This is a genomic window from Caballeronia sp. AZ7_KS35, from assembly GCF_023631045.1.
Lineage (GTDB): Bacteria > Pseudomonadota > Gammaproteobacteria > Burkholderiales > Burkholderiaceae > Caballeronia > Caballeronia zhejiangensis.
In genome coordinates, this window is record NZ_JALQDV010000042.1 from 38,889 (window position 1) to 59,863 (window position 20,975).

A 20,975-nucleotide genomic window follows, 5' to 3' on the forward strand; every position below is an offset into this window, starting at 1 on the left:
TGACGTCTCAGACCTGAGCGATGCCGCCGTCGACGAAGAATTCCGCGCCCGCGACGAAGCTCGATTCATCGGATCCGAGGAACAGCACGACCTTCGCGACTTCGTCCGGATCGCCGACGCGTCCGAGCGGCACGTTCGACGCCATGTAGTCGAGCAGGCCTTGCTGCTGCGCCTGATCGGGGCCGGCCAGCTCGACGAGACCAGGCGTTTTCACCGGCCCCGGGCTGACGACGTTCACGCGAATTCCGCGATCCTTCAGGTCCAGCGTCCAGCTACGCGCGAGGTTGCGCACGGCCGCCTTCGACGCGCTATAGACGCTGAACGCGGCGGTGCCCACGCTGCCCGCCGTCGACCCGGTCAGGATCACCGACGCGCCGTCGCGCAGCAGCGGAAGCGCCTTCTGAACGGTGAAGATCGTGCCCTTCACGTTGCGCCCGAACGTGTCTTCGTAGTGCTCTTCGGTGATCGCGCCGAGCGGCAGCATCGAGCCGCCGCCGGCGTTGGCGAACAGCACGTCGATGTGCGAATGCTTCTGCTGAACGGCATCGTAGACGCGGTCGATATCCGCGAGGTTCGACATGTCCGCGCGGATGCCGACGACGCGGCCCTTCATCGACTCGACAGCCGCGTCGAGCTCCTTCTGACGACGGCCGGTGATGAACACCGACGCGCCTTCCGCCGCGAAACGCGCCGCCGTTGCATAGCCGATTCCGCTGGTGCCGCCCGTCACGACCACGACCTTGTTTTCGAATTTGCCAGTCATTTGAGTTCTCCGTTGGTTTCGCGTCGCACGTTGCGTCGCGTTGAAGACATCATGCCGATGAGACAATCGGCGCGGTAGACTGCGAAACTGGGTTTGATAGTTCCAAAAATGGGTCAATCGAGGCATTCGGCATGGCGGACATCAACGATTACGTTCTATTTGCGGAAGTCGTCGGGCATGGAGGCTTCGCGGCGGCGAGCCGCGTCCTGCGCACGCCTAAATCGACGATCAGCCGACGCATCGCCGGGCTCGAAGCGCGGCTCGGCGTGCGCCTGATCGAACGTTCGACGCGCCGCTTTCGCGTGACCGACGTCGGACAGGCGTTCTACGAGCGTTGCCGGACGATCGTGCTCGACGTGCAGCAAGCCGATTCGGTCGTCTCCGAAGCGCTCAGCGAACCGCGCGGCGTGATCCGCTGCAGTTGTCCGCTCGGTCTCATGCCGACTTTGTCGAAGGCATACAACACGTTTCTGACGCGCTTTCCGAAGGCGCGCTTGCAGGTGATCGCCGTGGATCGTCCCGTCGATCTGATCGAGGAACGCATCGACATTGCCATTCGCGTGCGCGTCAGGCTGGACACGGACGCGTCGTTGATCGTGCGGACGCTGGGGCATTCGAGCCGCATTCTGGTGGCCGCGCCCGTCGTCGCGTCGCTTTGCACGAGCGGCGACATTGCGGTGTTATCGACATTGCCGACGCTCGCGACCACCGATCAGATGGGCGAGATCGAATGGCAATTCACCGGACCGGATGGCGCGTCGCATACGATCCGCAGCGAGCCGCGCATGACGTGCGTGGACTATGTCTCACTGCGCGATGCGACGATGGCTGGGCTCGGCGTCGCCTTGCTGCCGGATCACGTCTGTCGCGAGCAGGTCGCGAGCGGCGAGCTCGTGCATGTATTTCCGTCGTGGAAAACCGAAACCGGGATCGTCCACCTCGTCTTTACGACCCGTCGCGGGCTGCCGCCTGTCGTCCGCGCGTTCATCGATCATGTGGCGTCCATCTTTCAGCTTTGAATCTCGCTCACGGAATGCGATAGCTGCCGGTCTTCTTGCCGACGTAGTTATATGTCCCTTTGTCCGAGGGCAGGGCGACGACTTGCTGCCAGTCGAACTGACCTTCGATGCCCTTGTATTTTCCCGTGCCCGAGCCGATCGTTCCCTTGCCCTTGGGCGTGCCGCCCTGATACGTGTAGGACTCGATGAACTTGTCGCCGTCCTTGTCCGAATAGACGCAATATCCGGTCGCCGTGCCCGCGCTGAAGCCAGCTTCGACGCAGCGCGCGGTGACGTTCTGCATCAGCGGCGATTTGTTGTTCGTCATCAGGAGCGTGGATTCGAAGAGATACACGGCGTCATCGCCGCTCACGCTGATATTGCGCACATCCGCGCCGGATGCGGTGTACGTGGCTTCGATATTGCCTTGCTTCGGAAGCGTCTGCGCCCAAGCGGCGGATGCGCCTGCCATCAGGCTCAGAACCGGCAACGCAAGGAGTTTCGTTGAACAGGGGAAACGGGTCATGATCAACCTCCGAAATTTTCTTCAGAACATATGGTTCGAGTTCCTAACTAATTCGAGCGAGCTTCGTCGCGGACGGATGCCTTTCGGACGGCGCTTGCACATCCCGTTATAGAAGTTTCAATCTGAAAGGTCCAGCGATTCGTCCGCACCGCTCCGGACGTTCGCGATGAAGCACGAACGTACGCGTTCCGCGCTACGCCGCCCGGCGGCTATGACAAAATCGGCCTCATGAGGCCTCCTTCCCCAACCGTTCCCATCTCGGTCGTCAACGGCTTCCTTTCGGGCGCCGACCGCGCCGCGGTCATCCGGCTCGCGGAGCATTCCGGCATTCCGCACGAGCTGCTCGGCATGCCAGCCGCGCGCGTCACACAGGAGCAGTTTTCGACGCTTTATCGCCTGCTTGCGATGGAACTCGACGACGAGATGCCGGGAATCTTCGCGCGTCCGCTGCGCAACGGCACGCTCAAATTCCTGTGTTTGAGCCTGCTCGACGCGCCGCGTCTGGAGGTCGCGCTGCATCGCTTCGGGCAGTTCTTCCATCTGGTGCTCGATGAATTCCAGCTCGTGTCGCGCCGCGAGGGACCGTATGCGACCGTCGAATTCGTCGCGAATCCCGCTGGACCGCCCGCGAGCGCGCTCGCGCGGGAACTCGTGCTGAAGCTCGTGCACGGCGTCGCGTCGTGGCTGATCCGCGCGAAGATTCCACTCATCGAAGCGGCGTTCGAATTCATGCGGCCCGCGCAGTCCGGCGATCTGCTGTACCTGTTTCCGGGGCCGGTGCGTTTCGGCCGCGACCGCACGCTCATCGCGTTCGATGCGCGCTATCTCGACCGCCCGATCCGTCAGCGCAAGTCCGATCTCGACGCGTTTCTTCAGCGCGCGCCGGAGGACTGGATTTTCGTGTCGTTCACGGAAGAGATGGTGTGTCATCGCGTGCGGCAGTGCATCGCGACGGGCCTGCCGTCGACGCCGACCGTCGATGCCGTCGCGCAGCAGTTGCACTATTCGATGCGCACGCTCTGCCGACGTCTCGAAGCCGAGGGCACGACCTTTCAGGCGATCAAGGACGAAGTGCGCCGCGACATCGCGATCCAGCGTCTCACCCGTTCGAACGATGCCATCGCGGCCATTGCATACGACGTCGGCTTCGATAATCCGACCGCGTTTCATCGCGCGTTCCGTCACTGGACCGGCAGCACGCCCGCGGCGTACCGGCAAAGAAAAGGCGAGTGACGCGCCCAAAAGCGGCCGGCGCGTTTGGCAGATTTTGTCAGTGAAAGGGCAGATTCCGGTAGCTAAGGATTTCGGCGGCGTTGATACCATGCATCGCAACACATCAACGTTTGTTTGCCACAGCGCGCGTTTCGTCGAAAGGCTGTGGGCCCAGGAGTCATCGATGAATTACACGCCGCCCGTCAAGGAAATGATGTTTGTCATGGAAGAGCTGGCAGATATTGCAAGCATCAGCCAGCTTCCCGGACTTGCCGATTCGAACGCGGACACAGCGCTTGCCATTCTCGAGGAAGGCGCGAAACTCGCCGCCGAAGTCATCGCGCCGCTGAATGCGCGCGGCGACCAGCAGCCGAGCGAGTGGCGCGACGGCGAAGTGACGGCGACGCCCGGTTTCGCCGATGCCTTCCGTCAATACACGGAAGGCGGCTGGCAAGGCATCAGCCATCCGGCCGAATTCGGCGGACAAGGGCTCGCGAAACTGATCGCGTCGCCGTGCATCGAAATGCTGAACGCGTCGAACCTTTCCTTCGCGCTGTGCCCGCTGCTCACCGATGGCGCCATCGAAGCGTTGCTGCTCGCGGGCTCGGACGAACTGAAGGCGCGCTATCTGCCGAAGCTGATCGAAGGCGTCTGGACCGGCACGATGAATCTGACCGAGCCGCAAGCCGGCTCCGATCTCGCGCTCGTGCGTTCGCGCGCCGAACGGCAGGGCGACGGCACCTACAAGGTGTTCGGCACCAAGATTTTCATCACCTGGGGCGAGCACGACATGGCCGAGAACATCGTCCATCTCGTGCTGGCGCGCACGCCGGACGCGCCCGAAGGCGTGAAAGGCATCTCGCTGTTCGTCGTGCCGAAGTTCCTCGTCAACGACGACGGCAGCCTCGGCGCGCGCAACGACGTGCATTGCGTGTCGATCGAGCACAAGCTCGGCATCAAGGCGAGCCCGACCGCCGTGCTCCAGTACGGCGATAACGGCGGCGCGACCGGCTATCTCGTCGGCGAAGAGAATCGCGGCCTCGAATACATGTTCGTGATGATGAACGCGGCGCGCTTCGGCGTCGGCTTGCAGGGCATCGCGCTGTCCGACGCCGCTTATCAGAAGGCCGCCGACTATGCGAAGGAACGCGTGCAGAGCCGTCCCGTCGATGGTTCGAGCGCGGGTTCCGTCGCGATCATCCGTCATCCCGACGTGCGGCGCATGCTCGGCACGATGCGCGCGATGACCGAAGGCGCGCGTGCGCTCGCCTACGTCGCGGCCGCGCACGCGGATATCGCCCATCATCACGACGACGCCGACACGCGCGCCCGCCATCTCGCGCTCAACGAATTCCTCGTGCCGCTCGTGAAAGGCTGGAGCACCGAAATGGCAAACGACGTGACGAGCCTCGGCGTTCAGGTTCACGGCGGCATGGGTTTCATCGAGGAGACCGGCGCGGCGCAGCTCTATCGCGACGCGCGCATCCTCGCGATCTACGAAGGCACGACGGCGATTCAGGCGAACGATCTCGTCGGCCGCAAGACGCTGCGCGATCGCGGCGCGACGGCGCAGGTGCTGCTCGCGCAGATCGACGAGACGCTCGACGCTCTGAAATCGGTCGATGCCGGCGATGCCGCGCGCGTTTTCGATTCGATGCATCGCCGTCTCGCCGATGGCCGCGACGCGCTCGCGAACGTCGTCGCCTACGTGCTCGAATCCGCGAAGCGCGATCCGAACGCGGTGTTCGCGGGCAGCGTGCTGTATCTGAAGCTCGCGGGCATCGTGTTGTCGGGCTGGCAGATGGCGCGCGCGCTGCTCGTCGCGCAAGCCAGACGGGCCGACGATCCGGCGTTCCACGGCGCGAAGATCGCGACCGCGCACTGCTTCTCCGAATACGTGCTGACGCAGGCGCGCGCGCTGGAAACCGCGATCGTCTCGGCGCACGGCGACGATCCGCTGTTCACATTGAGCGAGGCGCAATTCTGACGCCTGCGCGCGAAATCAACAGGAGCGATGCAATGCGTGAAGTAGTGGTGGCAAGCGGCGTGCGAACTGCGATCGGCGACTTCGGCGGCAGCCTGAAGGATTTCTCTCCGACGCAACTCGGCGCGATGATCGTGCGCGAAACGCTTCAGCGCGCGAACGTCGCGGGCGACGACGTCGGTCACGTCGTCTTCGGCAATGTCGTGCATACGGAACCGAAGGACATGTATCTCGCGCGCGTCGCGGCGATCGACGGCGGCGTCGCGCAGCACGTTCCGGCGCTGACGGTGAACCGGCTGTGCGGATCGGGCTTGCAGGCCATCGTATCGGCTGCGCAGACGATCATGCTCGGCGACGCGGACATCGCGATCGGCGGCGGCGCGGAATCCATGAGCCGCGCGCTGTACGCGTTGCCGGGCGCGCGCTTCGGGCAGCGCATGGGCGACGGCAAGCTCGTCGACATGATGCTCGGCGCGCTGCACGATCCCTTTCAGACAATCCACATGGGCGTGACGGCGGAAAACGTGGCGCGCAAATACGGCATTTCCCGCGAGGCGCAGGACGCGCTCGCGCTCGAATCGCATCGCCGTGCGGCGCGTGCGATCGCGGAAGGCCGTTTCGGCGAGCAGATTCTGCCGATCACCGTGCGCGCGAAAAAAGGCGATGCCGTCTTCGACACCGACGAGCACGTCCGCCACGACGCGCGCCCGAGCGACTTCGAAAGCCTGAAGGCCGTGTTCGTCAAGGAGAACGGCACGGTGACGGCCGGCAACGCATCGGGCATCAACGACGCGGCGGCGGCCGTGCTGCTGATGGAGCGTGGCGAAGCCGAGCGGCGCGGCGCGAAACCGCTCGCGCGGCTCGTGTCCTACGCGCACGCGGGCGTCGATCCGGCGTATATGGGCATCGGTCCCGTGCCCGCGACGCGCAAGGCGCTGGAACGGGCGGGTCTGTCCGTCGATCAGCTCGATGTCGTCGAGGCCAACGAAGCGTTCGCCGCGCAGGCGTGCGCGGTGACGAACGAGCTCGGACTCGATCCGCGCAAGGTGAATCCGAACGGTTCGGGCATTTCGCTCGGGCATCCGGTCGGCGCGACGGGCGCGCTCATCACGGTGAAGGCGCTTTATGAACTGAAGCGCATCGGCGGGCGTTACGCGCTCGTCACGATGTGCATCGGCGGCGGTCAGGGCATCGCGGCGATCTTCGAAAATCTTCAGTGAATCAGCCGAACGCGGGGACGACCTGCAGGAGCGGCTCGGGCTTCACCGCGATCTCGCCGGAGAATGGGCGGTCGTGCGAGAGAATCAGCAGCATGGTCGTCGCGAGACTCGCGCAGAAGAGCCCGATCGCGACGGCCGATGTCAGCCGGTTTTCGCCATGAACGAGCGCGATCGCGAAGACGAGACACACGGCGAGAAAGCCGAGGCACAGCCATTTGATGCCGCTGACTTCGGACCGGCTCACCAGAATGCGCTCGCGGCGCGCTTCGAGCGCCCGTTCCAGCGATACCGCTACCTGCCGCTGCGCGGTCTGCTGCCCGGGGGTTATCGCGGGCAGGGCGAGCGCGAACTGAAGCGCCTTGTTCAGCGTCGGCGGACTGATTTTCAGCGTGACCGCGCCTTGCGCCATCATCGGCCATTCCGTATTGACGGTGTATTCGATGTATTCGCGGATCAGCTTGCGCAACTGGATCTGCGCGTCTGGCGGAAAAGCGGCGGATAGCACGACGACGGATCGCAGCGCGCCGGCTTCGGCATCGACGGCGCCGTTGGCGCGCGCGGTGTCGTTCCAGACCTGCGCGGCGGTGAACGCGATGAGCAAGCCGAAGATGACGCCGATCGGCGAAAGCAGGCCCGGCGAAAGCGTCGTGAAGGCGCGCCGATGCGCGCTGGCCGCGAGCCGGCCCGTTACGAAGTGGATCGCCGCCCCCGCGACGCCCGTCGCGCCGAATACCACGAGCGTCATCTGCCACAGCGGAAGGTTATGCAACCAGGTGCTCGTCATCGGATGCGCTCCGTGGACCCGAACGGAGCACATTAAATCACAGTCGATGGGGGGCTTCGAAGGTGCCCGTGCGGATTTCGCCGCTGGGCTGATAGCGGGTGATAGCCGCTTCCGAACGTCAGCACATTCGCGGCGCGCGGAAATCGACGCGGCGGTGAGTGCGGGCCACGCGCTAGCGAATTTTCTGTTGGCGGTCGAGTTCGCCGAGGTTCGCGAAGAATTCGTCGCCGTCGACGTGGTCAGCGCGATCGATTTGCGTATGCCCGATGGCAAGGGATTGATCGTCGGTTTCATGGGGTCGGCTATGTTCACGGTCAATTCAGTCAAGGAATGAACACCCGAATCTCGACCATATTCAGTCCCGCAGCAACGCGATTCCGCCCAAAATCGCCCCACTCACCGCCAAAGCACCGTAAAAAAATCCCGTATAGTTAATGACTTGCGGGATTTTGTTTTGGCGACCCACAAAATGACCCACGTCTGTCACGGCCTTTGATGTGCCGTTGGTCTGACATTGAGCGTTGCGGTTCGAATTGATACAAACGGTCCTCACATCTTTCTTGTGGCGTGTCGGAGCGAAGAGCGACACGTCCTGACGCATCGCTAACTCGCACGACTTGGAATGCTCTCGCAAGCGGGGAGCAAGCGAGAGCGGGACTTACCCGACATCAATATGACGCTAGCTATTTCTGGCTATTGAACTTCGCGAACAATCCGCTTTCTGCAACCTTCGATAGACTTCTCGTCAGTCTGCGCTATTCCATACGCATATTTGCAATATTCAGAAAGCTCTTTTTGGATGTCAGGTGATAGCTCATTCGCAGGAAAAGGATTTCCCTCATTTGCGAACGGATTGACGAACTCTCTTCGAAGCGTCAGCCTCCTTTTCAAGAAGTAGATGACGTTATCCTCATGATCGATATAGGAATGGTAATATCCGATGCTCAACCAAAATCCGAGCGTGAGCAAAGCAAAAACCATAAAAATAGCAGCAACGTTTCTCTTTCTATTCATAGAAATTACTTCCCCGGATCGGCAAGTGACAGTTCCGAGCGCAGCAATTTAACAATATCCATTCCGAGATTTCCGGGGCACGCGCGTCCCTTTTTTGTTGCGAGTTGCTGATATTCACGGTGCCCGCCTAACCTTTGAATATCGAAGAATTCCACGAGCACGCTACACAACGCTTTGCTTGCCTTTATTTGTTCAAGCGTTGGTTTGTCATGCCACAAAACAACCTGGTCCGTTAAAATTCCGCGAATATTCTTAATCTTATCAACCAACGATAAGCGGCTATATTCTTCCTGATACGCTTCACCAGCTTGCACAAGATCGGCAAGAAAAACTATTCCTATCTTACCCGTGTTATCGCCGGCGACGTGCTCGCCGGTGAACCGTATATCGCGACCTTCATAGATTTCACCTTGGCACGAAATAGCGTAGTGGTATCCGGCATCATCAAATGGCGGGCTTCTACTCATGTCTTCTGCTTGAACGCGCTGCATTTCCTCAATAGAGGGCGCGCCACACGAATAACTTCGGCCAGCGTGATGCAAAACAATATCTTGGTAGTCCCAATAACTATCCTTCAATACTTTTCGCGGCGGTTTTGCGTGCCATTCCGATCGCTCGATCAGCTTGTAGCCCTTTCTTGAAAGCGCATTAATGATCGCCTGCCGGGTCGCCGCACGATTATTCACAGAGATGGCTATCGCATCATCTTTACTGCTTCCCAGCGCTGAACGACTCGATGTCCAGTGTTCGATCTTGTAATCCGTGCTCATGTGCTTAAGCTCCTCTTCCGGGGTTTAGCTCCCGTTTGGGTGACGAGAACGAGACGTGGATATCGATAGCACTCACGCCATCTGTCTCAATTTTTGCGTAGCCGTTGGCGTCTGTCTTTCCGGATTGTTCGACGCCGGACACGCGCGCAACATACTTCTGATCGCGTAGCGGCTCACCGGTAACGCTGTCCTGCACATAGAACCAACTCGTATGCTTGCCTTCGCGGGCTGCCTGTGTAGGTGGCGCTGCAATTGGAGCACCACCATCTGTTGATGTGTGAGTCCCGTCTCCTTTCCCGTCCCTTATCAAGAACTCGGGATGCCCCGAAAGCACGCGATTCTGCCCACACGGACAAAGCACTCGATCCATATGCCTGACGAGCGGTAGCCCTTCGTCGAGCATCGTGTCGGCAGTGCCCAATATCGGAAAACCACCTTCACAATTCCCACAACTAGCAATGTCGTTGCGGCGTGAGAGCGTTCGCCCGTTCTCCGCGAAGAACGACGAAGAGCCGCCTAGAACTCGGCCTCGCGTAGTCGTCCAATCGCCTTTTCCAACCAGCTTGTCAGTCATGCAATGCTCGCCGCTCTATCGGCAAGGATCATTGATTCGTTATGCTTGCTTTTTGGCATTTGTTTCTATCCCTGTCGTGAATGCTCGCCCGGTTTGAGCGGCATCGTCAGCATACGAAGGCAGCGACCACGCGCAAGCAGCCGACGACATAGACACGGCGAAATCAACGAATTTTTACGGCATCATAAAATCAGCGCTGCGGGGTTCTGTCGTATTCGGCGAAATCTGGCGCGTGGTTGCGCAGGGACGGGCTTGGCAGCTTTTAGTGAGTTTTCCAACCCGCGACGGTCGCGCAATGCGAGCGAAGCGATAGAACCCCAAGCGCCAAAAGGACCGTTGACGCATGGTGCTTTGGCACGCCTATGGGCGGGACGTGGCAGGGAATCCGAAAGGGTTGCCGGTAATGGTTGTACTCACCCGGTCTGCCACCCTTGTCACTGTTCCCGCCCGCCCCTTCCATCGAAGGGCGCGGCTCCGGGCTTCACACAGGAGTGAGACATGGGTAATCGAAGCGTCCATTCTGTCACAGGCACAGTCAGGATCGAGCATCGGCTGAGTCAGACAGCCGTGACTATCAAACGGACGCAAGACATCATCGCACAACAGAAGCAGACGCTTTGCGCTGAACAGGCGGCAAAGCTGGATGCCGTTGAGTCCAGTCTGTTGGCGGCATTGGCAAATGCCAGATTGTCAATACAGCTTTTCCAATCGGTGCGCGCCATGCTTCGACCGATGGACGCCGCCGAACAACAGCTTTTCGATGAGCTTGTTAAATGCGGCGTCGTGTCAAAGACCAGCGCGCGAACATAAAGGGAACCGTCTATCGCTCGAATGTCCGCAATTGACATGCGAACGTTCGCGTGAGGCGTTCGCATTGTCCGCACCAATTCGCACCTGCGTCGGAACGTGCCAGTCTAAATGAGCATGAGTGCATTCGTTTATGCGTACACCTTTGCGAATACTTAGCTACTGAGTATTTGCGCGTCATCGCGCCCGCATAGCGATTCTGATTTAGGAAGGACCCGCGCCGCCGTTTTTCAACCACCCCCCGTGCGAAGCGCATTTCGGGGCATGGGGTGTCGATGCGAGTCATGTGTTGTTCGCCAGTCGCGCTCGGCATTCGCGCAGAAATTTGTTTAGGCGGCGCGCTCTTCCAGCCGCTGCGATGCGCTTCTATATAGGGCTGGCGCATTCGTCGAACGTGATCGCTTTCGCTTTGGCCGTTTCGTCGGCGGCGCGGTCTTTCTGCTTGGCGTCGAGCGGGTCAATCCCGTCGAGCAGGAGCCGCCGACATTCGAGCGCGCGTACGGGCGTCGGCGAGTCCGATCGTGTGGAATGGCCCGAGACCCATGTATCGGGCGCGGCCCTGCCGCATGTAGCGGAACAGCCACGTTGACGCCGTTCTTTGTAATCTGTAAGTACAGCCCGTTCCCGTCACAGTAGTTCCCGGCGCGGCAGTCTTGTTGGCGAACGCCTGAGAGAGACGATTGATTGCGTTTGCCATGATTGAACCCACATATCGACCCACAAAATAATAGCGGATTCGCGCGGAAAGGTGCGGATTGATGCGGTTAGCATTTCCCTCTATTTAATTGATGTATAAGGGATTCTTGGATCGATGTGCAAAAGCATGGAATGCAAATGGGCGGACCCACTCACCGCCCGAGCCCGCTCGCCGCGATCTGCTGCTCGACATACTGCGCGAAGAGCGCGTGCATGCGCGTCGTCGGATGCAGTTCGTCGGCGAACATGTACGTCTGGTCCGCGTTCGACGTCACGTAGGTCGCCGGCGAGCACAGCAGCGACGTATCGTGCGGCGTCTTCGACGGATCGCACGCCTGCGCCGTGTTCGACACGGTGAATCCGTTGGCCTGATAGTTCGCGATGGTCTGCGTCGTCCACGTATAGGAATCGACGACGATGACCTTGCCTTGCAGCCCGTTCGTCTGCAACGCCGAGGTCAGCGTCGCATTGAAAAGCTGCGACAGTTGCGTGAGGTTGCCGCCGCCATCGGACTGGCGGAGGCCATCGGGCGAGAGTCCGATATTCGGCACGTTCACCACCACCACATGCGTGGCTCCGCTCTGCACGATCTTGCCGACGAGTTGCGCGAGCGTCGTCGCGGCGGTCTGCACGGTCGTGTTGGCGGCGGGCGGCGTGCCCGCGCGCAGAACATCGTTCGCGCCGGCCCAAACGAGCACGAGCTGATTCGAATTGAAACTTCCGTGCGACGACAGATAGCTCGAAATCTGCTGATTGACCGGCATTTCAATATCGCCGATCACATCGGTCAGGAACTGGTTCTGATCGGCCGGCGTGGCGACCGTGGAACCGCCTTGCGCGTAGCCCAAACCGCTTTGCGGCTTCAACTCGTGTCCGAGGTCGATCGTGAATGCCGCCGTCAGCGTGTCGCCGTAATACTGCGCGACATTCTGCGTCCAGACCTGGCCCGGATTGGTCGTGAAGCGCCCGCCTTTGACCGCGCTCGCGATGGGCGCGTACGTGCCGACATCCGACAAGCTGTCGCCGAACGCGACGACCTGCAGCTTCACGCCGCCCGCCGGCGCGGACGGACTCGTTCCGCCCGAGTCGCTATCGCTGCCGCTGCCGCCGCCGCATGAGGTAAGCAGTGCAATCAGCACGGCAGAAATTGCGCGGCGAATGCCGGGCGTGATTCCGATCTGGCGCATCGCTCCTCCGTCTCATCCTTGTCCGGGGCGGCTTCGCGCGCGTCGACGGAATGTCGTCCGGCGAGGAAGAAGTCGCGGCTCCGGGTATCGATGGCAACGTCAAGCAAGAAAGATGCGCTTCCCACTCCAGCGTCAGTAACCCGCTTATTCCGTCCCGCAGTCGTTGCAGGTGTTGTCGATGTACCTCGCCGGTTTGCCGTGCGTGGGCGGGCTGATCTGCATATAGCCGCCATCCAGGATGTTGTGACGCACGACGTTCCCGCTATAGTCGACGCCGCCTTCGCCATTCGCCCCGCCCGTGATGTTGCCCCCGTTGACCATGCGGTTGCATTCGAGCACGTTGCCGCCGGTGTCCTGCGTGGCGTCGTTGTTCTCGGGGCCCATGCGGCAGTTGTCGGCGAGGTTATAGGCCACGCGCCCGTTCACCGAGCCGACGAGCGCGATGCCGTACAGCGGGCAGTTGGCGAACGAGTTGAACATCAGCACGGCGCCGGTGCCGCCGCCCTGGCCTTCGGTCTGGAACATAGACTGGCCGAAGAAATCGCGGAAGCTGTTGCCCGCGAGGACGAAGTTGTCGACCGCGCCATTGGTCTGGACGGGAATGTCGTATTCGCCGGGGCGATCCCATTCGCGGATACGCGTCGGATTCGCGCCCACGAAGTTGCAGCCGACGAGACTGTTGCCCGTCGACGGCCCTTCGTAATTGAACATGTTGCCGTTGTTGCGGATCGTCTTCCTGAGCGTCACGCCCGGCTCGCACTGTAGATGCCGGTTGCTGGCCGTGACGACGACCGTGTGATTGAGCAGATACGTGCCGGCGGGCACGAGCACATCGCCGGCATCGATGGCGGCCTGGAACGCCTTGGTGTCGTCGGTCTTGCCGTCGCCGGCCGCGCCGAAATCCTTCGGGCTGCGCGGATCGACGAGCTTCGGCGGCGTGAACGACGTCAGCGGGCAACTCGGCGTCGCCGGGACCGGCGAACTCGTGAGCGTGGCGCGATGCGCGCCGCCGTAGTTCTCGTTCCTCAGCCGATGCCACCAGCGCACGAAGGTTTGCCAGTTCAGCCGGTTCAGAACCCGGCCATCGTCCCAGACTGCGTAGACCGTCTGCACATGCTGCGTCACGCGTGGCGTGTTTATCGCGAGCACGGAAACAACAATCATTATTACGACAACCCAAATGGATTTCTTCATTTGCCTTCCGTACGCGCATTGAGATTCACGATGACGAGGCTCCGATGACGCCGCGCGCAGCCGCCACTCTCGCACGTTATGAACGTGGACTTCTGCACGGTAGCGCACCCGGCAAGCGCGCAAACTGCCCGGGCGTGCCAGCATGACCGTGCAGAATCGCGGGGTTCGCGCATGGCATCGGCGCGCGCCGTGCTGTGGCGAACAGTTCGCGCATGCCGTTTGATGCACTCTCCCCCGGTGCGCAAGCAAGCATCCGTCTTGCGCGGATCGAGGTCAATTTGCCGGAGGGAGAGTGCTGACCGCAACAGTGCAATCGCTAAGAGAACGTCTGCTCGGGGTTCATCAGGATCACAAGCGCATCGCGAGGAGCGCCTTCGTCCTGCTGCTGTTCGTTCTTGCCGGGAAGCTGATCGGCGCATCGAAGGAAATGGCGATCGCGTATCGATACGGCGTCAGCGGCACCGTCGATGCCTATCAGCTCGCGCTCACGATCATCACCTGGCTGCCCGCGACGATCACGAATCAGTTGAGCGTGCTGCTCGTGCCCGCGCTCGTCGCGCTCAGGAACGACAAGCACCGGCAGAACCAGCTTCTCAGCGAGCTCGAGGGCGCGGGGCTTGCCATCGGCATCGTGGTATCGCTGCTGCTGTATTTTTTATGGCCGCACATGGTCGGTCTCTTCGCCGGAACGCTCTCCGAATCGACGCGCGAAATGTGCCGGCAGATGGTCGTCGGGATGACGCCGGTCGGCGTGCTGGCCTTCACGATCTGCATTTCGGCGGCGCGGCTCCAGGCATCCGAAAGGCACATCAACACGCTGCTGGAATGCGTGCCGGCCATCGCGCTGCTGGTGTTCGTGCTGAGCGCGCGCAACAACACGTCGATCATGCCGCTCATCGTCGGCACGACGATCGGCATCGTGATTCAGGCCGTGTGGCTGCGCATCCTCGCCCGGCGCGCCGATGGCGTGCCCGCGCGCCCGCGTCTCTCCGTGCGCGCGCCGCATTGGCCGGGCATGACGCGCTCGCTCGGCATGTTGCTGATCGGCTCGGTGGTGGCGAACCTGTGGCTTCCCGTCGATCAATACTTCATGGCGCATATGGGCGATGGCGCCATCGCGACGCTCGGCTACGCGAACCGGCTGCTGTCGCTGCTCGTGAGCATGGGCGCGATCGCGATCAGTCGGGCGACCTTGCCGATTCTTTCGGAAATCCTGCATCGCGGCGATCACGCGCGGGCGCGCAGCACGGCGCGCAAATGGTCGTTCGTGATGCTGGGCGTGGGAACGGTCGGCGCGATGATCGCCTATGCGCTTGCGCCGTACGCGATCAAGCTGCTGTTCCAGAAGGGCGCGTTCACGAGCGAGGACACGATCGCGGTCACGAGCCTGTTCCGCTGCGGGCTTTCGCAGATTCCGTTTTCGTTCGGGATGTGCGTGCTCATTCAGTCGTTCGCGAGCGAGGCGCGCTACAAGGCGATCACGGTCATTTCCGTGCTGGGATTCGCGACCAAGCTAGCGGCCACGGCGATTCTGATCCGCTTTTTCGGATCGCAGGGCGTGCTGCTCGGGACCGGCGTGGGCGCGGCGAGCGTCTTCATCTGCTACTTCTTCCTCACCAGCTTCGCGCCGACCGCTACCGCACCGCGTTCCGATAGCCAGTGATTCATCGGCAGTCAGCCGCTCCGTTCGCGCGAGCGGCTGACCCGCTGGCAAGTCCTACGCGCCCCGCACCATCACGCCATGACCGCGACGCTGCATTTCGGTGTCGTCCTCGGCGCTGTAGTCGCGGTCGAGCGCGGCAGCCGCCGCATACACGCCCGGTTCCTCGATGACGCCCGCATGGTTGCCCGGCACTTCCGCGACCGTCAGCCCACGGCGCGCAATCTTGCGCCAGAGCGGCAGCGGATCGCCCCGGTCTTCCTCGCGCGACGCGGCCCGTACGTAGACGATCGGGCCGCCTTCGTACGGCTTCGGCCGATAGTTGTTCATCGCGGCGCGGAACGTGTCGCGCATGCGCCGCAAAACCGGCGGCATCGGATCGGCGGATGCGACTTGCGCCGGCGTCTGCGGCACGCGGCCGAGGCGCATCGCCAGCTTGTTCCCGGCGGCCGACAACTTCGCGCCCGCAAAACCGACGCGTTCGCGCGGCGACATCCGCGCGAGCGTCTTCCATAGACGGCTCGCGTAATCGCGGCGGAATTCGAGCAGCGCGAACCACGGCAGCCAGCGTTCCTGCACGTAGGTGTCGAGCAGACACACGAACTCTGTCTGCTCGCCTGCGCCGAACAACTGCTGCGCGATTTCGAGCGCGACCAGTCCGCCGAACGAGAATCCGGCGAGCGCATACGGGCCGTTCGGCTGAACCTTGCGAATCTGCTCGACGTAAGTCTTCGCCATGTCCTCGACGCGGCGTTGCGGCGCCGTCTCGCCATCGAGCCCGAGCGCCTGAAGGCCGTACACCGGGCGCTCCTTGCGCATATTGCCGATCAGGCGCGTGCATTCGAGCACCGATCCCGTCACGCTATGCACGAGGAAGAGCGGGACGCCTTCGCCTTCGCGCATCGGCACGAGCACTTCCGATGTCTGCGGCAGCGCGCCGTTGTCGATGACATCGGCGAGCTTCGCGATGGTCGGCGCGCGCAACATCGTCGAGAGCGGGATTGGCCGTCCGATGATCGGTTGCAGTTCCGCCAGCAGACGCGCCGCAAGCAGCGAATGTCCGCCGAGTTCGAAGAAATTGTCGTCGCGAGCGATCGGGGCGAACGCGAAGAGCTGCTCCCATTTGGTCTGCAACAGCCGCTCCAGTTCCTCGCGCGTCGCGTAGCTCTGCGGCACGTCGCCGGATCGCGGCTGCAACGCGGGATGATGACGGATCGCATCGAGCGATGCCGGATTGCGCAGCGCGGCGGCGTTGGTCACATCGAGCCCGTTGACGGCATTGCGCACTGCGGCTTCCGTCAGCTTGCCGCTATGCGTGACCGGCAGATCGTCGACGGCCGCGATCACGTCGGGGACATGGGCGGCGGACGTGCGGCTCACGAGATCGCGCCGGATGCGCGCGATCAGCGTGCCGGTGAGCCGCGCGCCGGCTTTCAGCGTCAGGAGCAGCACGAGCCGTTCGCCGACCGGATTGCCGGGCGCATCGGCATCGGCATCGGCGGCGCGCACGCGCTGCTGAACGACGATGCCCTCGCGAATCTCGGGAATGTCGTTGAGCACGCGATAGATCTCGCCCGGCCCGACATTGATGCCGCGCACGACGAGCACGCCGTCGCTGCGTCCGTGCAGACGCGCCGTGCCTTCCGGCGGAAACTCGATCTGATCGCCGTGCGTCCACACGCCCGCATTGGCGCTGAAATACGCCTTGTGAAAGCGCTCGCCGTCCGGATCGTTGAGAAATCCGAGCGGGCGCGACGGGAACGGGTTCACGCACACCAGATCGCCGACGCCTTGCGTGCGCGCGCCGTCGCGCCACGCCTGCACATCGAACGCGAGGCTCTTGCATTGCGCCTCGCCCGCATAAACCGGCAGGTCCGGGTTGCCGAGCACGAAGCAGCCGAGGATGTCGGTGCCGCCCGAAATCGACTGCAATCGCAGCGGCTTCACGTTGTCGCGGACCCATTCGAACTGCGCGTCGAAGAGGATCGCGCCGGTGGACATCATCGCGTGAAGGCCGCCCAGATCGAATTCGCGCGACGGCACGAGCCCGGCGTCCTCGCACATCTTCAGATACGCGGGACTCGTGCCGAACACGTTGACGCGTTCTTCGGCGACGAGCCGCCACAACGTATCGACCGATGCGATCGGCCCGTCATAGGTAACGATTTCGACGCCCGACGCGAGCGCCGACAACTGCCAGTTCCACATCATCCACGCGCAACTCGTGTGAAAGAACATGCGGTCGCCCGGCCGGAGATCGCAATGCAGCCGATGCTCCTTCAGATGCTCGATGAGGCTCCCGCCCGCGCCGTGCACGATGCATTTGGGCTTGCCGGTCGTGCCGGACGAGAACATCACGAAGAGCGGGTGATTGAAGTTAAAGCGCTTCCATTCGACCCGCGCCGGATCGCCGGCCGCGAGCAGCGCGTCCAGCGAGTTGACGGGCGGCGCGGCGTGCACGGCCGACGGATCGCCATCGAGACTGACGATGCCCGCAAGCGTTGGGAGCGCGTCGGCGAGCATCGATATCTTCTTGTCGAGCGGCGTGCCGGTGTCGAACGGCTTGGCGGCGGTATGCGCGAACAGGAAGCGCGGTTCGAGTTGCGTGAAGCGGTCGAGCAGCGTTTCGATGCCCATTTCCGGCGCGGCGGTGGACAGCGTCGCGCCGATCGCGGTCACGGCGAGCGCGGTGACGATCGCATCGGCGTCGTTGCGCATCACGCCCGCGACGCGGTCGCCTTCGCGCAGGCCGAGTTGCGTGAGCGCGTCGGCGAGACGAGCCACGCGCGCACGCAATTCGCCGCGCGTAAAGCGCACGCGGCGGCCATCGGCGTGACAGGCGGTGAGCGCGGGCGAATCCGCGGGCGCAATCGAGAAGCCGAGCAGATTCTCAGCGTAATTCAGCGTGACGTCGGGAAAGAACCGCGCGTGTTCGCAACTATCGCCGACGCATACCGGCTCGGCTTTGCCCGACCACGTCAATCCCGGCGTCCATTGCAGAAAGGACTTCCAGAAGCCGCGGTAATCGCGGATCGAGAAGTCGTGTAACTCGCTAAAGTCTTTTAATGGCTGGCCGGATTGCGCTCGCAGCGCCGCGGTGAATGCGGATATCTGCGATGGTGTGGTTTGGACGGTTTCCTGGACAAAAATCGGCAGACGCGACTTCGCCTCGCCGGGCGATTCCGAACGATCCATGAAGTGGCTCCCTCAGCAGTTATGGCAATACCTTTGGGCACTCGGTTTGCCTTCTTTTTTTAAATCTCTGGATTGTCTGCGGCGCTTTTTCGCGCTCTCGAATAGGTCCGATTCCGGCGGACATGTGCCATCGACGATTAAGCGTATCCAGACAGATCGCCCGGTAATGTGCGGAGAGAAACACAAGTCGTTCGCTGATTAATGAAGCGCGTTGGGAGTCGGTAGGAATGACGCGAATCGCCGGCTGGTCATGCCATATTATTTAATCAGGGGCTGAAGAGTTAATTCGCGCCCTCGCGCGACCGAAACAATGCGATTTGCGATGCGTGAATTCGACACGCTTATAAACATCGAATAACCGGTATGCGTGGCATTCCTAATTGGAAAGATTATGAAAGATTCGTGATGCTATTCGTCAGGCCGCCGTAAGTGTGTGCGGTTCCTGCTGCTCTAAGATGATGCACGCAACGATATTTCCAGCACGGACAATAAGCGTCGTGCATCATGTCATGTCGCCTGAAAAAATACTCCGAACGCAACATGCATTTTCCGGCAAGAAGAAAGTTCATTGCCCTCGCGCTGGCGGCATGCGTGGGCGGCGTCATAGCGGCGCGCGCGCTCGAACACGATAGCGAACGAGCCGACGGTATCGCGTACGGCACGGATCCGCGCGAGCGGCTCGACGTCTATGCACCCGATTCGGGCACGCAGGGAAATCGCCCGGTCGTCGTGTATTTCTACGGCGGAGGCTGGCAAAGCGGCCATCGCAAGGACTCGCGCAATATTGCCGAGGCGCTCGCCGCGCACGGCATCGTGACCGTCGCGCCGGATTACCGCATTTATCCGCAAGCCGTTTTCCCCGGCTTTCTCGATGACGCCGCCGCCGCCGTGCGCTGGGCACGCGATCACGCGCACGAATACGGCGGCGATCCCAATCGCATCTTTCTGATGGGGCATTCCTCCGGCGCGCACTTGGCGTCCATGCTCGCAACCGATCCGCGCTATCTCGCCACGCAAGGCATCGCGAATACTTCGCTGCGCGGGATGATCGGACTCGCCGGTCCGTACGCCGCGATCCCGACGAGCGATCCCCACATGGACGAGATCTTTCCGGCGGCGTTGCGCGCGGGTGCGTTGCCGATCGCGTTCATATCGGGAGACGAGCCGCCGATGCTGCTCGCCGCAGGCACGGCCGACACCGATGTCGATCCGCGCAACAGCGATCGCTTCGCGGAAGCGCTGCGCGCGCATCATGACGCCGTCGTGCTGAAGAAATACGCGGGATACGGCCACGACACGATCATCGACACGTTCTCGGCGTCGCGCCGCAAGGATTCGCCCGTTCTCGCCGACGTCGTCGCGTTCATCGGCGCGCATTGAACGAGGCCGCGTCGGTTCGCCGCACGCGTGCTCCGGTGGATTGCTTGATGCAAGTCAATCGAGGATCGCGCAGCGCTCCTTAGAGTGATTCAGGACGCGTATGCGCGACCTTATTCATCGACCTCCGGAGCACATGATGCAAGCACGCGATGTAATGACTTCCCCTGTCGTTTCCGTCACGCCCGAAACGAGAGTGCATGACCTGGCGCGGCTCCTGGTGCAGCACCGCATCAGCGCTGCGCCCGTCGTCGATCAGGATGAGCGCGTCGTCGGCATGATCAGCGAAGGCGATCTGCTTCATCGCGAGGAAATCGGCACCGAGAAACGCAACCGCCGCTCGTGGTGGCTCGAGCTGCTCGGCTCCGATGGCGGCGCGGCCGACTACATCAAGTCGCATGCCCCGACGGTCGGCGAGATCATGACGCGCGAACCCATCTGCGTCAAAGAGGACACGTCGCTGGCCGATATCGCCGCGGTGCTCGAAAGCCATCACATCAAGCGCGTGCCGGTGCTGCGCGATGGCCGCCTCGTCGGCATCGTCAGCCGCTCGAATCTGGTGCAGGCGCTGGCGTCGGCGCTCGCCGTCGAAGCCGCGCCCGAGGCGCTCGCCAGCGATGCCGAGATCCGCGCCATGCTGATGGGCGATCTCGCGGGACGCGGCTGGGCGTTTCCGGGGCGCAATATCGTCGTGCGCGATGGCGTCGTGCATTTGTGGGGCACGGTGTGGTCGAGAGATCAGCTCGATGCCATGCGTATCGCGTCGCAAAGCATTCCGGGCGTGAAGCGCGTCGAGGATCACACGATTCCTTATCCGATCATGCCGGGGCTGTGAAAGTCTAAAGCCGATCAACGACAGGCGCGTCGCGGCGTAAGTCGTCTCGATCGGCCGATTTCTCCCACTATCCGGGACGACCCGAATTGCCGCGAACGGGCATCCGGTCCTACTATCGAATCCCGCTGCTATCGCGGCCAGAGGTACCCCCGGGTCATGCGTCCGAAGCGCATGCCTAC

At 62.2% G+C, this 20,975-nt stretch carries 19 protein-coding genes; 9 read left to right on the forward strand and 10 right to left on the reverse strand.

Annotated features, from left to right (window positions below; genetic code table 11):
• Window positions 1-7: 7 nt before the first annotated feature.
• The gene (locus NCT05_RS26290; protein WP_033536410.1) at window positions 8-763 is read right to left on the reverse strand and encodes an SDR family NAD(P)-dependent oxidoreductase; all 756 of its coding nucleotides are present in this window, start codon (window positions 761-763) and stop codon (window positions 8-10) included.
• Between the two features lie 131 nt (window positions 764-894).
• On the opposite strand from NCT05_RS26290, the gene NCT05_RS26295 reads away from it, so the two are divergent.
• Entirely contained in the window at window positions 895-1,782 is an 888-nt protein-coding gene (locus tag NCT05_RS26295) for a LysR substrate-binding domain-containing protein (protein WP_175980514.1), read from the forward strand.
• A 7-nt stretch (window positions 1,783-1,789) separates the two neighbouring features.
• Here NCT05_RS26295 and NCT05_RS26300 read toward each other — a convergent pair whose 3' ends face one another.
• The gene (locus NCT05_RS26300; protein ID WP_051079011.1) at window positions 1,790-2,287 is read right to left on the reverse strand and encodes a hypothetical protein; all 498 of its coding nucleotides are present in this window, start codon (window positions 2,285-2,287) and stop codon (window positions 1,790-1,792) included.
• Window positions 2,288-2,515: 228 nt separating this feature from the next.
• Here NCT05_RS26300 and NCT05_RS26305 point away from each other — a divergent pair, with 228 nt between their 5' ends.
• The 3 genes from NCT05_RS26305 to bktB all read left to right on the forward strand — a co-directional run bounded on the left by NCT05_RS26305 (window position 2,516) and on the right by bktB (window position 6,703).
• Complete coding sequence (locus tag NCT05_RS26305) at window positions 2,516-3,520, forward strand: AraC family transcriptional regulator (RefSeq protein ID WP_081851888.1); 1,005 nt, start codon at window positions 2,516-2,518, stop codon at window positions 3,518-3,520.
• 163 nt (window positions 3,521-3,683) lie between these two features.
• Window positions 3,684-5,486 carry an acyl-CoA dehydrogenase gene (locus NCT05_RS26310; RefSeq protein WP_250503548.1) on the forward strand — a complete coding sequence of 601 codons (1,803 nt, stop codon included), beginning with the start codon at window positions 3,684-3,686 and terminating at the stop codon, window positions 5,484-5,486.
• A gap of 32 nt (window positions 5,487-5,518) precedes the next feature.
• Window positions 5,519-6,703 (forward strand): beta-ketothiolase BktB, encoded by a 1,185-nt coding sequence (gene bktB / locus NCT05_RS26315; protein ID WP_008347546.1) that lies wholly within the window; start codon window positions 5,519-5,521, stop codon window positions 6,701-6,703.
• A gap of 1 nt (window position 6,704) precedes the next feature.
• On the opposite strand, the gene NCT05_RS26320 is transcribed toward bktB, so the two are convergent.
• On the reverse strand, window positions 6,705-7,487 hold the full coding sequence (locus NCT05_RS26320) for a bestrophin-like domain (protein WP_008347548.1): 783 nt from the start codon (window positions 7,485-7,487) through the stop codon (window positions 6,705-6,707).
• Between the two features lie 46 nt (window positions 7,488-7,533).
• On the opposite strand from NCT05_RS26320, the gene NCT05_RS26325 reads away from it, so the two are divergent.
• Window positions 7,534-7,821: a hypothetical protein gene (locus NCT05_RS26325; RefSeq protein ID WP_250503549.1), complete on the forward strand. Its 288-nt coding sequence runs from the start codon at window positions 7,534-7,536 to the stop codon at window positions 7,819-7,821.
• 21 nt (window positions 7,822-7,842) lie between these two features.
• Here the strand turns inward: NCT05_RS26325 and NCT05_RS26330 are convergent, their stop codons facing one another.
• The 3 genes from NCT05_RS26330 to NCT05_RS26340 form a co-directional block, all read right to left on the reverse strand.
• The gene (locus NCT05_RS26330) at window positions 7,843-8,088 is read right to left on the reverse strand and encodes a hypothetical protein (protein ID WP_250503550.1); all 246 of its coding nucleotides are present in this window, start codon (window positions 8,086-8,088) and stop codon (window positions 7,843-7,845) included.
• Window positions 8,089-8,506: 418 nt separating this feature from the next.
• The gene (locus tag NCT05_RS26335) at window positions 8,507-9,271 is read right to left on the reverse strand and encodes a peptidoglycan recognition protein family protein (protein ID WP_250503551.1); all 765 of its coding nucleotides are present in this window, start codon (window positions 9,269-9,271) and stop codon (window positions 8,507-8,509) included.
• A 4-nt stretch (window positions 9,272-9,275) separates the two neighbouring features.
• Window positions 9,276-9,845, reverse strand: coding sequence for a PAAR domain-containing protein (locus NCT05_RS26340; RefSeq protein WP_175980519.1), 570 nt, complete (start codon window positions 9,843-9,845; stop codon window positions 9,276-9,278).
• Between the two features lie 498 nt (window positions 9,846-10,343).
• Here NCT05_RS26340 and NCT05_RS26345 point away from each other — a divergent pair, with 498 nt between their 5' ends.
• Window positions 10,344-10,655 (forward strand): hypothetical protein, encoded by a 312-nt coding sequence (locus tag NCT05_RS26345; RefSeq protein ID WP_250503552.1) that lies wholly within the window; start codon window positions 10,344-10,346, stop codon window positions 10,653-10,655.
• Between the two features lie 454 nt (window positions 10,656-11,109).
• Here NCT05_RS26345 and NCT05_RS37040 read toward each other — a convergent pair whose 3' ends face one another.
• The 3 genes from NCT05_RS37040 to NCT05_RS26355 all read right to left on the reverse strand — a co-directional run bounded on the left by NCT05_RS37040 (window position 11,110) and on the right by NCT05_RS26355 (window position 13,684).
• The gene (locus tag NCT05_RS37040) at window positions 11,110-11,349 is read right to left on the reverse strand and encodes an Arm DNA-binding domain-containing protein (protein WP_350030094.1); all 240 of its coding nucleotides are present in this window, start codon (window positions 11,347-11,349) and stop codon (window positions 11,110-11,112) included.
• A 151-nt stretch (window positions 11,350-11,500) separates the two neighbouring features.
• Window positions 11,501-12,535 carry an SGNH/GDSL hydrolase family protein gene (locus tag NCT05_RS26350; RefSeq protein WP_008347551.1) on the reverse strand — a complete coding sequence of 345 codons (1,035 nt, stop codon included), beginning with the start codon at window positions 12,533-12,535 and terminating at the stop codon, window positions 11,501-11,503.
• Between the two features lie 144 nt (window positions 12,536-12,679).
• Window positions 12,680-13,684 (reverse strand): glycosyl hydrolase family 28-related protein, encoded by a 1,005-nt coding sequence (locus NCT05_RS26355; RefSeq protein WP_235366248.1) that lies wholly within the window; start codon window positions 13,682-13,684, stop codon window positions 12,680-12,682.
• 337 nt (window positions 13,685-14,021) lie between these two features.
• Between NCT05_RS26355 and murJ the strand changes: the two genes are divergently transcribed.
• On the forward strand, window positions 14,022-15,392 hold the full coding sequence (gene murJ, locus NCT05_RS26360) for a murein biosynthesis integral membrane protein MurJ (protein WP_008347555.1): 1,371 nt from the start codon (window positions 14,022-14,024) through the stop codon (window positions 15,390-15,392).
• A gap of 54 nt (window positions 15,393-15,446) precedes the next feature.
• Here the strand turns inward: murJ and NCT05_RS26365 are convergent, their stop codons facing one another.
• Window positions 15,447-18,584 (reverse strand): acetoacetate--CoA ligase, encoded by a 3,138-nt coding sequence (locus NCT05_RS26365; RefSeq protein ID WP_250503553.1) that lies wholly within the window; start codon window positions 18,582-18,584, stop codon window positions 15,447-15,449.
• A gap of 540 nt (window positions 18,585-19,124) precedes the next feature.
• Here NCT05_RS26365 and NCT05_RS26370 point away from each other — a divergent pair.
• Entirely contained in the window at window positions 19,125-19,964 is an 840-nt protein-coding gene (locus tag NCT05_RS26370; RefSeq protein ID WP_250441304.1) for an alpha/beta hydrolase, read from the forward strand.
• Window positions 19,965-20,100: 136 nt separating this feature from the next.
• On the forward strand, window positions 20,101-20,796 hold the full coding sequence (locus NCT05_RS26375; protein WP_250503659.1) for a CBS domain-containing protein: 696 nt from the start codon (window positions 20,101-20,103) through the stop codon (window positions 20,794-20,796).
• The last annotated feature ends 179 nt before the right edge of the window (window positions 20,797-20,975 follow it).

Coding starts and splice junctions, on each gene's coding strand:
- NCT05_RS26330 (WP_250503550.1), bottom strand. CDS start 8,088: ATGCGTCAGGACGTGTCGCTCTTCGCTCCGACACGCCACAAGAAAGAT.
- NCT05_RS26310 (WP_250503548.1), top strand. CDS start 3,684: ATGAATTACACGCCGCCCGTCAAGGAAATGATGTTTGTCATGGAAGAG.
- NCT05_RS26375 (WP_250503659.1), top strand. CDS start 20,101: ATGCAAGCACGCGATGTAATGACTTCCCCTGTCGTTTCCGTCACGCCC.
- NCT05_RS26305 (WP_081851888.1), top strand. CDS start 2,516: ATGAGGCCTCCTTCCCCAACCGTTCCCATCTCGGTCGTCAACGGCTTC.
- bktB (WP_008347546.1), top strand. CDS start 5,519: ATGCGTGAAGTAGTGGTGGCAAGCGGCGTGCGAACTGCGATCGGCGAC.
- NCT05_RS26320 (WP_008347548.1), bottom strand. CDS start 7,487: ATGACGAGCACCTGGTTGCATAACCTTCCGCTGTGGCAGATGACGCTC.
- NCT05_RS26325 (WP_250503549.1), top strand. CDS start 7,534: ATGGGGGGCTTCGAAGGTGCCCGTGCGGATTTCGCCGCTGGGCTGATA.
- NCT05_RS26295 (WP_175980514.1), top strand. CDS start 895: ATGGCGGACATCAACGATTACGTTCTATTTGCGGAAGTCGTCGGGCAT.
- NCT05_RS26365 (WP_250503553.1), bottom strand. CDS start 18,584: ATGGATCGTTCGGAATCGCCCGGCGAGGCGAAGTCGCGTCTGCCGATT.
- NCT05_RS26345 (WP_250503552.1), top strand. CDS start 10,344: ATGGGTAATCGAAGCGTCCATTCTGTCACAGGCACAGTCAGGATCGAG.
- NCT05_RS26290 (WP_033536410.1), bottom strand. CDS start 763: ATGACTGGCAAATTCGAAAACAAGGTCGTGGTCGTGACGGGCGGCACC.
- NCT05_RS37040 (WP_350030094.1), bottom strand. CDS start 11,349: ATGGCAAACGCAATCAATCGTCTCTCTCAGGCGTTCGCCAACAAGACT.
- NCT05_RS26335 (WP_250503551.1), bottom strand. CDS start 9,271: ATGAGCACGGATTACAAGATCGAACACTGGACATCGAGTCGTTCAGCG.
- NCT05_RS26350 (WP_008347551.1), bottom strand. CDS start 12,535: ATGCGCCAGATCGGAATCACGCCCGGCATTCGCCGCGCAATTTCTGCC.
- NCT05_RS26300 (WP_051079011.1), bottom strand. CDS start 2,287: ATGACCCGTTTCCCCTGTTCAACGAAACTCCTTGCGTTGCCGGTTCTG.
- NCT05_RS26340 (WP_175980519.1), bottom strand. CDS start 9,845: ATGACTGACAAGCTGGTTGGAAAAGGCGATTGGACGACTACGCGAGGC.
- NCT05_RS26370 (WP_250441304.1), top strand. CDS start 19,125: ATGCATTTTCCGGCAAGAAGAAAGTTCATTGCCCTCGCGCTGGCGGCA.